This is a genomic window from Clostridium sp. YIM B02569, assembly GCF_022320765.1.
Classification (GTDB): Bacteria; Bacillota; Clostridia; order Clostridiales; family Clostridiaceae; genus Clostridium; species Clostridium beijerinckii.
On the sequence record NZ_JAKJJX010000010.1, the window covers coordinates 170510 to 180206 of the forward strand.

At 31.3% G+C, this 9697-nt stretch carries 6 protein-coding genes; 1 reads left to right on the plus strand and 5 read right to left on the minus strand.

Going from position 1 to position 9697, the window contains the following annotated elements; genetic code table 11:
* Positions 1–3: 3 nt before the first annotated feature.
* The 3 genes from L3B96_RS11155 to L3B96_RS11165 all read right to left on the minus strand — a co-directional run bounded on the left by L3B96_RS11155 (position 4) and on the right by L3B96_RS11165 (position 4606).
* Positions 4–2004 (minus strand): methyl-accepting chemotaxis protein, encoded by a 2001-nt coding sequence (locus L3B96_RS11155; protein ID WP_238860934.1) that lies wholly within the window; start codon positions 2002–2004, stop codon positions 4–6.
* 61 nt (positions 2005–2065) lie between these two features.
* Positions 2066–2461 carry an ATP-binding protein gene (locus tag L3B96_RS11160; RefSeq protein ID WP_238860937.1) on the minus strand — a complete coding sequence of 132 codons (396 nt, stop codon included), beginning with the start codon at positions 2459–2461 and terminating at the stop codon, positions 2066–2068.
* Between the two features lie 429 nt (positions 2462–2890).
* On the minus strand, positions 2891–4606 hold the full coding sequence (locus L3B96_RS11165; protein ID WP_238860939.1) for a methyl-accepting chemotaxis protein: 1716 nt from the start codon (positions 4604–4606) through the stop codon (positions 2891–2893).
* 663 nt (positions 4607–5269) lie between these two features.
* Between L3B96_RS11165 and L3B96_RS11170 the strand changes: the two genes are divergently transcribed.
* Positions 5270–7270 carry a carbohydrate-binding protein gene (locus tag L3B96_RS11170; RefSeq protein ID WP_238860942.1) on the plus strand — a complete coding sequence of 667 codons (2001 nt, stop codon included), beginning with the start codon at positions 5270–5272 and terminating at the stop codon, positions 7268–7270.
* Between the two features lie 162 nt (positions 7271–7432).
* On the opposite strand, the gene L3B96_RS11175 is transcribed toward L3B96_RS11170, so the two are convergent.
* Positions 7433–8152, minus strand: coding sequence for a hypothetical protein (locus tag L3B96_RS11175; protein WP_077304281.1), 720 nt, complete (start codon positions 8150–8152; stop codon positions 7433–7435).
* A 370-nt stretch (positions 8153–8522) separates the two neighbouring features.
* A partial coding sequence (gltA, locus tag L3B96_RS11180; RefSeq protein ID WP_238860944.1) for an NADPH-dependent glutamate synthase occupies positions 8523–9697 on the minus strand: 1175 nt, incomplete at its 5' end.

Here is a 9697-nt window from a genome sequence, read left to right on the forward strand (position 1 = left end):
ACCTCATATTTTAAATCTTTCCACAAGTTTAGTTAATTCTTCTGCCATAGCGCTTGTTTCCTGTGCTGTAGCTGTTAAATTATTAATTGCACTAGCTTGTTCTTCTGCTGCCGAAGATACATTTTCACTATTTGACGCATTGCTTTCTGTTACTGTTGCTATATCATTTATAAGCCCAATTACCTTATCAGACGATGCTACTTCATCACCAGTAATATCAAGTATCTCAGTGACATGTTTAACTATATTTTCTATTGCATTAATTATATCTACAAATGCTTTATCTGTTTCCGATACTATTTTTACTCCATTGTTTACTTCTGACTTAGATCTTTCCATTGCTATTACAGCATTCTGTGTTTGCTTTACCATTTCACTAACTAGTACAGCAATCTCTCTTGCCCTATCATTTGATTCTTCGGATAATTTACGAACCTCATCTGCAACTACACTAAATCCCTTCCCATGCTCCCCTGCTCTAGCAGCCTCTATAGCTGCATTCAATGCTAAAAGATTAGTCTGCTCTGCAATAGAATTTATTATGTTTATAATACCATCTACTTTATTCGATAATCCACTTAAAGATTCTAATGCCTGCGAAGTTTCTTCACTGCCTTTACTTATAATATCCATTGCCTTTACAGTTTCCTCAACTTTTTCTCTTCCAAGATCAGCTGCTGACATTGTATTAGCTGCATTTGAACTTGTAGCTTTAGCTCTACTTTGAGCTAATTGAACAAGACTTGAAAGCTGAACCAACACTTTTGAAACATCAACTATAGATTCGTTTTGTTTTTCTGCATCTTGCGCCACTTGATTAACTGTAGCACTTATTTCTTCAGTTGCGGCACTTATTTCTTCTGAAGAAGCTGCCATTTCTTCTGATGCTGCATTCAACTGTTCTGCTGCGTTAGTTACATTTCTTACTATTCGATCTTGATGCTTTATCATTTCATTGAATGATTTTCCAAGTTCCTCAATTTCATCTTTGCTTTGTATATCAATCTTAACAGTTAAATCTCCTTCTCCTGCAGATCTCATTAATCTCTCTAGTTTCTTAATTGGATTAATTATTCCTATTGTTGAATATGTATAAGCACATATCATTGCTATAATGATTGATATTAAAGAAATAATTATTGTATAGTTCCTTATACTTAAAGCCGCTGACATATATTCGTCATATTGCGCTGTAACTGCAATCACCCAGTTACCAACAGGTTGGAAAACAACATATTTATATATATTCCCATATGTATAGAATCCTTCTGAAGATTTTCCTTCTTTCATTTCCTGAACTAAAACTTTTAAATCTTCTCCTGCATTATCATTTGCATTTTCTTTTAGGATTTTACTTGAATCTGGATGATAAACAATTAACCCTGTTTTATCAATCATATATGCATATCCACTTTTACCAACTTTTATTTGAGATGCATAACTTGATATACTATCAAACTTTATACTTCCTACAAGTGTACCAATCAATTTACCATTTTCCTTCAATGGATAAGCTATAAAAATAGCTGGATTACCAGTAAATCTAGAAGTTAATACTTCACTAACAACTTCCTTACCGCTACTAAGTACTTGTTTCATATAATCTCTATCACTTAAATCTATATCATTCTCTTTTGACTGAGTATTTACAATTACCTTGCCATAAGCATCTGTAATAATTAATACTTCCATAAAATCTTTATTTTTCTCTTGGACCGCTCTTATATATTCAGAAGCTGTATCTAGATTGCTTGTATTTGAATTTTCAACTGCTTTTATAATATCGCCATTCAAACTTGCAACTTCCAAAGAATGTTTTGTTGAATCTATCGTTTTATTTATTAAATTAGATGTATCGTAAGTCTGTTCCTTTAATTGTTGTTGAACAGCCGTTTGTATAGATGCGCTGGACATTCTATACGATATATACCCAAGTAACCCCATTGGTAAGGAAATGAGTACAAAAAAAGTGATCATAAGTTTTATCTTCAAAGAAATTTTCATCGAGTTGCCTCCCTAGCATGTACAATATTCATTAGGTATCAATTACTAACCATATATCAATCTATATGTCACATAAAAGACTCTTACGCATAATTATAGAACTTCCGTCTAAGATTAGTTCATCAGTATAACAACTTATAATATACAAGCCTCTACCTGATTCATCTAATATATTCTCTTCGTCTATTTTCTTATGCAAATTTATATTCTCAAATCCTTGCCCACAATCTTTTACTATAACGCTTAGTAAATTATCTTTCAATTCCCAATCAACATAAATTGGTTTGTTGCTATCACTACTATTTCCATGAATATACGCATTATTAACGGCTTCAAATATTATAAGTTTCACTTCAAAAGATTGTTTTTTTAAATCCAAAACCTCAATGATATCATTAACCTTCTTATCAAGACCATCTAGTCCATAAAATATCACTGATCCTTTTGTTACTGACATATTAACTCCCCCTCTTTTACATAGTTAAAGTATTTTTTCATAATTAACTAAAAATCCTACTTATCTTATCATTTTTCATTAATATTAATTAATTTTTCCAATCAATCAATTAAAGATAAAATATCCCCATTACATTATTACACTTATTTCATCTGCTTTCAACATATTACATCATATCCATTGGTTTTTTTAATATTCTATATTGTATGAAATATAACATCTTCAAAAAATAATTTTCACAATATATTTTCATGTGAACTTCTCTTAATCAAAAAAAACATAAAGTGATAATTTATTTTCAACATCACTCTATGTTTTATATGATTCACCTTCTATTGCCTAGTTTTATTTTATAACTAATCATATCATTAGTTTGTATTTTTCATTTAACTTCTAAAGTCTATCTCTTCTTAAAGTTAATAAGTATTACTATATCTTAAATTTTTGTACCATTTCATTAAGTTTTTGAGCAAGCTCCGCTTGACCTTGAGCAGTTAATGCTACTTGTTCAATAGCTTTTGTTGTTTCATTCATACTATCTTTTATCATTTCAGCTCCTTCACTTGATTTTTGCGATGTTTGTGCCATATTCTGAACTGCTTCACTAACTTGTCCAACTGTAGCTGTTATTTCTTCTGACATAGCAGCAATTTCTTCTGACATGTTACTTACAAAGTTTGAATCATTATAGTACTTGTTACCCACTTCACTATAATCATTAAATTGTTCTTCTACATTTTTGCTTATAAACTCCAATATATCACTACCTGTGTTGATGCTACTATTAAATGCTAACTGAACTTTATTAATTGTATCTTGAATGTTTATTACTGCATCAGATGATTGCTCTGCAAGTTTTCTTACCTCTTCTGCTACTACAGCAAATCCTTTTCCTTGTTCCCCTGCTCTTGCAGCTTCAATTGCCGCATTTAATGCAAGTAAATTTGTTTGTTCTGCTATGCCTCCAATTGTTTCTGCCATAACTTTTATACTCTCTACTACTTTTCCATCTTCTATGGCTTTTTGCATTTTTTCTTGCTTTTCAATGTATAATTTCCTAGTTTCATTAATAGCTTTTTGACTATTATTTTTAACTTCCATAGATTTTTTCTTAGACTGACTTGCATTATTGCTTCCTTCCATAGCTTTAGAAGAAAGTACATTAACGCTTGAATCTACTTCTTCAATAGATGCACTTATTTCCTCAGTAGTCGCGCTAGATTCTTGCATTGCAGAAGCAATATTATCTACTGCTTGATCTATGGTGTTGGCCTTTGAAGATATTTCTTCAACGGTTGCTGAAAGTTCTTCTGAGCTTGCACTTAAATCCTGCGAGTTTTCCATAATTACTTTAACTAAGCTACTTACATTTTCTTGTGCAGTGTTTAAAGCCACACCTGTTTGTCCAAACTCATCTCCCCTTGTAATTGTAATTGCAGTTGCAAAATCATATGTTGATAATCTTTTTGCGAAGTCTTTTATCTCTCTTAACGGATTCAATATATTCTTACTTAACATATATGCCATAAAAAGAATGATTAAAAATGCTATTGCTGTAAAAATCAATATCGTATATCGAACACTCTTAAATTGAGCGATACTGTTTAAATTAGCTTGCTCCGCAGCTTTTGCATTCGCATCAATGCTTTTTTGAATATTTTCAAGTAAAGAATTTTTAATTGTAGTTAGATCAGAATTACTAATTTTAATTGCTTCATCATAATTCCCGTTTTTCGCGAATTCAATTGCTTTATCTCTTACTTCTATATATTTGGCTAAGTCATTTTTCAAATTATTATAAGTTTGTTTTTCTTCTGATAATGTAATTACACTTCCGTAGTCTTTCATACCGTTATCATTTTTTATGTCCAAATTATTTATAACCTTTAAATAATCATCTAGTTTTGTTTTATCTCTTTCGAAAACTAATCTATTATATGTAGCTCTCATATCATTGATATTTCCCTTTATTTCCCCTAAGTCTTTAATGGATGTTAAATTATTTCTATACAAGACCTCTGCATTATCATTTATTTTTGCAGAACTTAATATTCCTTCTGTTCCTATTGCGGCTATAAGAATACAAATCACAAAGAACACTAAAACAAGTTTCTTCTTAACACTTAAATTAATAAGAATTTTCATTATAACACTTCCTTTTTTAATAATATATCCCCAATTTTTCGTACAGAAATTAATTTAAATAAAATAATCCTGCAATTATAGATTCATAGTTATTCTCCATTATAAACTCTGGTCATTTTTTATCGACTTATTTCATTATTTGTAATAATTTTACACCATTTCAAAATATATTTCAATATTCGCTATATAATTACTACATTTCTTACTCTATTGTTTAGTGATTAAGATACTGTATTCAACTTGTTAATATATAATTAATTAAATTCAAATAATAAACTTAAAGAATAATGATATAGAAAAACCAAAATGTAATGTTAGAATTAATATGCCATATTAGGTAATTTTTATAATTAAATTGCCCTATTGAATTTTAAAACATATATGATATAATATTTACATAAATTTCATATTAATCCAAAATAATCATTATGAGATTAATACAAAAATTTATTCAGTTTAATATTTTCAAAGATAAAAATTTTTAAGTTTTGCGCAACCGATTGCAACTGTGCAAAATATAAACTCTAGTTACGCATTATTTTATTCGTGACTAATACTTACTAGAGAGGGGGAAATAATTACTACTTTGCATGTACAAACAAATAAATATAAGATTGCTGCATTTTTTGCAACCGATTGCGCTATGTTAAGGAGTGTGTATCAATGAGAAAAAAAATAATATCAAGATTAATTGCTTCAGGTTTATTTTTAAGTTTAAACTTACTTCCAATTTCAATACCAAGCTTTGGAACAAACGGAATTTTAACTACAGCTTATGCCGCTAGTAGTACTGGCCTACCATCTAATACTAAAGATGGAGCTATTCTTCATGCCTTTGACTGGTCTTTTGCAACTATAAAGAATGAACTACCAAACATAGCGGCAGCAGGATATAAATCGGTTCAGGTTTCTCCTGTACAAGGAACAAAAAGTTCAAGTAAAGATCCAAGTCAATGGTGGTTATTATATCAGCCAACCAATCAATCTGTAGGTAATGCACAGCTTGGAAGCTACGATGATTTTAAAGCACTTTGTACTGAGGCTGATAAATACGGCATTTCAATTGTTGTAGATGTAGTAATGAATCATATGGCTAACAATGGAAATCCGGATCAACTAGATTCCAGTATAGATGCTAGCTTCAAAGACCCTAATTTATATCATAACCAAGGACAATGTAGCAATTGGACTAATAGATATGATGTGACGCAAAAAGGTATAGGCATGCCAGATTTAAATACTCAAAATTCCACCGTCCAAAACAAAGCAATAACATTTCTAAATCAATGTATAGATGCTGGTGCTGACGGATTCCGTTTTGACGCAGCTAAACATATTGAAACTAATATTGGACTAGACTCTAATCAATCTTGGGCTGGAAACTACTGGAGTAACGTTCTAGGTAATCTGCATAATAAATCTAATTCATTTATTTATGGCGAAATTCTACAAGACGGTTCAGTAGATAATATTGCCTCTTATGAATCATTTATGAATGTTACTGCAAGTAATTATGGCGGAGCGGTAAGAAGTGCAGTTACCTCAACAAATTTAAGTTCACTTGGCACTACCTTGGGTGGCGTTGACTCATCTAAGGCAGTCGATTTTGTTGAAACCCATGATACTTATGAAGATGGATCAAGCAAAAATTTAACAGATACTCAAAGAAAACTTGGCTGGGCTATAGCTGCTGCTCGTGCAAGCGCTACACCTTTATTCTTTGACAGACCTACTGGCAATATTGGATCCAAGGGTGATGATCTTTGGAAGGATGCTGACATAGTAGCAATTAATAAATTCCATAATGCAATGGTAGGAAAAAATGAATATATTAGGTGGACAAACAATAATACAACCATGTTAATAGATAGAGGAACAGATGGTACTGTAATAGTAAACGATGGTGGAAGCACTTCTATTAACTCTCCTACTAATTTAGCAAATGGTACTTATACTAATAAAGGTAGTGCTAATTGTACTTTAACAGTTTCAAACGGAACAATTTCGGGAAATATTCCTGCTAATTCGGTAATTGTTCTCTACAATGATGGATCAATACCTACTCCTCCTGTACCTTCTACTTATGCTCCTCATCCAGGCTATAAAGTGGATTATGATAGCAGCACTTTACTACAAGGTAACAGTTTTACTTTATACTATAGTGGTTCTTTAGCAAATTCTAGTTCGGTTAAACTCCACTGGGGATATAATGGCTTCTTAAATCCATCAGATGTTACAATGACTAAAGGTTCAGATGGATTCTGGGCAGCAACTATAAAAATTCCTTCATCAGCTACAAAACTAGATTTCGATTTTACTAACGGATCCAACTGGGATAATAACTCCAGCAAAGATTGGCACTTACAAGTTTCTTCATCATCTGTGCCAGTACAAGTTAATCCAGCGCCAACAGCTAGTAAAACAACCACTATATACTACAATGGAAACTTAGCAGCAAATTCAACTTCAGTAATTTTACATTGGGGATATAATGATTTTACAAATCCAACTGATGTTACAATGACTAAACAATCTGATGGTAGATGGGCCGCAACTATAACTATTCCATCTGGTGCTTATTCTTTAAATATGGCATTTAAAAATGATTCAGGATCTTGGGATAGCAATAGCTCAGCTAACTATAACTATTCTATATCTCAATAATTCTGATTCATAATTAAGTTATACCAATCCTTCAACTTGATTAATATACAATAAAAAACAGAGGTTGCTTATAAACCTCTGTTTTTTATTAAATTTCTATTCTTTTAGACTAAACTAATCAATAAATAATATCATAACTTTACTCTTATTTTTATAAATTAACTATGCAGTAGCTGTAACGCTTTCTCCTGCATCTACATCTTTTTCATTTACTAATAAGTTTACAAACTTTTCTCCATAAGGGAGGCAGAATTGTATAAATGGTCCAGTTGTTATCATTGCTATCACAGTACCAAGACCAACTTTTCCTCCTAATATAAATCCTATTATTAAAAATCCAGCATCTAGTGTTATTCTAATCCAACGGTATTGTACCTTAGTCTTATCTTGTATTATAAATGGAACAATATCATTTGGGGCAACTCCTACGTTTGTTGCTGATAAAACTGCAAACCCTATTGCAATTATTAAACATCCAAATACAACTAATAATGCCTTTATAAAATAGTTATAAGATTCAACTGGGAAATATGAAACAACCTTCACTCCAAGATCTATAATTGGTCCTACTCCTACAACACAAATTAAAGTTCCTATCTTTATACGCGATCTCTCAACTAAGAGTATAACAGCAAATAGTACAATCAATATAATCATATTTGCTACCCCTGGCGTTACCTGATCCGCTCCACTTATCATCTTAACTACAGAAAAATTCTTTAATCCTGTTTTATCTAATGCAAACGCTAAACCTTGCGTAAATACAGTAAATGGATCAGATCCAATATTAGTCTTCAAAAATAATGCTACACCAAACTGAATTATACTCATTCCAACAAAAAATAAAATAATTCTTTTTAATAAGTTCATTGCTTTATTCATATTATTTCTTCCTTTTTTATTATAATTTATTGCTACATATAAACTGAATAAACATAAAATAGATATAATTATGTATCACTTTTTATTATATAATTTTCTATATATAATCTTAAATAATATGCACATGTACAAACATAAAACCATTTTACTATCTACCATCCATTTTGTCAAAAGAAAAATTCATTTTCATTCATTTTCCACCATATTAATTCATTGTATATAAAACAATTTAATTTACATTTGAGTATAAAAAAGGATATTTATTCTAATGGCTTTTATTTTTAGCCATTCAAAACAAATATCCTCTTATTTTATATAAAATATTAGCTTAAGTATATATCTTATTAGTTACTGAAACCTAATGAAGATCTTATTTTCCTTGTAAATACTCATCTATTGCTTTTGCTGCTTTTTTACCAGCACCCATAGCAAGTATTACTGTTGCTGCTCCTGTAACTGCATCTCCACCAGCATAAACTGCTTCTTTAGTAGTAAGACCTGTTTCTTCTTCAGCTACAATACATCTTCTCTTATTAATTTCCAATCCTTGAGTTGTTGATGAAATTAATGGATTTGGTGATGTTCCAAGTGACATTATTACAGTGTCTACATCCATAACAAATTCTGAACCAGGAACTTCAACTGGACTTCTTCTTCCTGATGCATCTGGTTCTCCAAGTTCCATTCTTACACATTTCATTCCTTTAACCCATCCATTTTCATCTACTAAGATTTCTGTTGGGTTAGTTAATACGTCAAAGATTACTCCCTCTTCCTTAGCATGATGTACTTCTTCTACTCTTGCTGGAAGTTCTGATTCGCCTCTTCTATAAACTATATGGCTTTCAGATCCAAGTCTTAAGGCAGTTCTTGCTGCGTCCATAGCAACATTTCCTCCACCTACTACTGCAACTTTTTTACCAGATCTAACTGGAGTGTCATATCCTTCTACTGCTGCTTTCATTAAGTTTACTCTTGTTAAAAATTCATTTGCTGAGCATACTCCATTTGCATTTTCTCCTGGTATTCCCATGAATCTTGGAAGTCCTGCACCTGAACCTATAAATACAGCTTTGAATCCTTCATCTTCAAATAATTGATCTATAGTTATAGTTCTGCCAACTATAACATTAGTTTCTATTTTAACACCAAGTTTCTTAATGTTTTCAACTTCATTTTTAACTACTTTTTCTTTTGGAAGTCTGAATTCTGGAATTCCATATTCTAAAACTCCGCCTGCTTTATGAAGTGCCTCAAATATAGTTACTTCATATCCTTTTTTAGCTAAATCTCCAGCACAAGTAAGTCCTGCAGGACCACTTCCTATAACTGCAACTTTAATTCCATTTTTAGGTTCTGTTGCACTTAAATCAACATTATGTGATGCTGCCCAGTCTGCTGTAAATCTTTCAAGTTTACCAATAGATACTGAGTCACCCTTTATTCCTAAAACACATCTTCCTTCACATTGCCTTTCTTGTGGACATACTCTTCCACAAACTGCTGGAAGTGAGCTGTATTTTGAAATTTCTTTTGCTGCTTCTT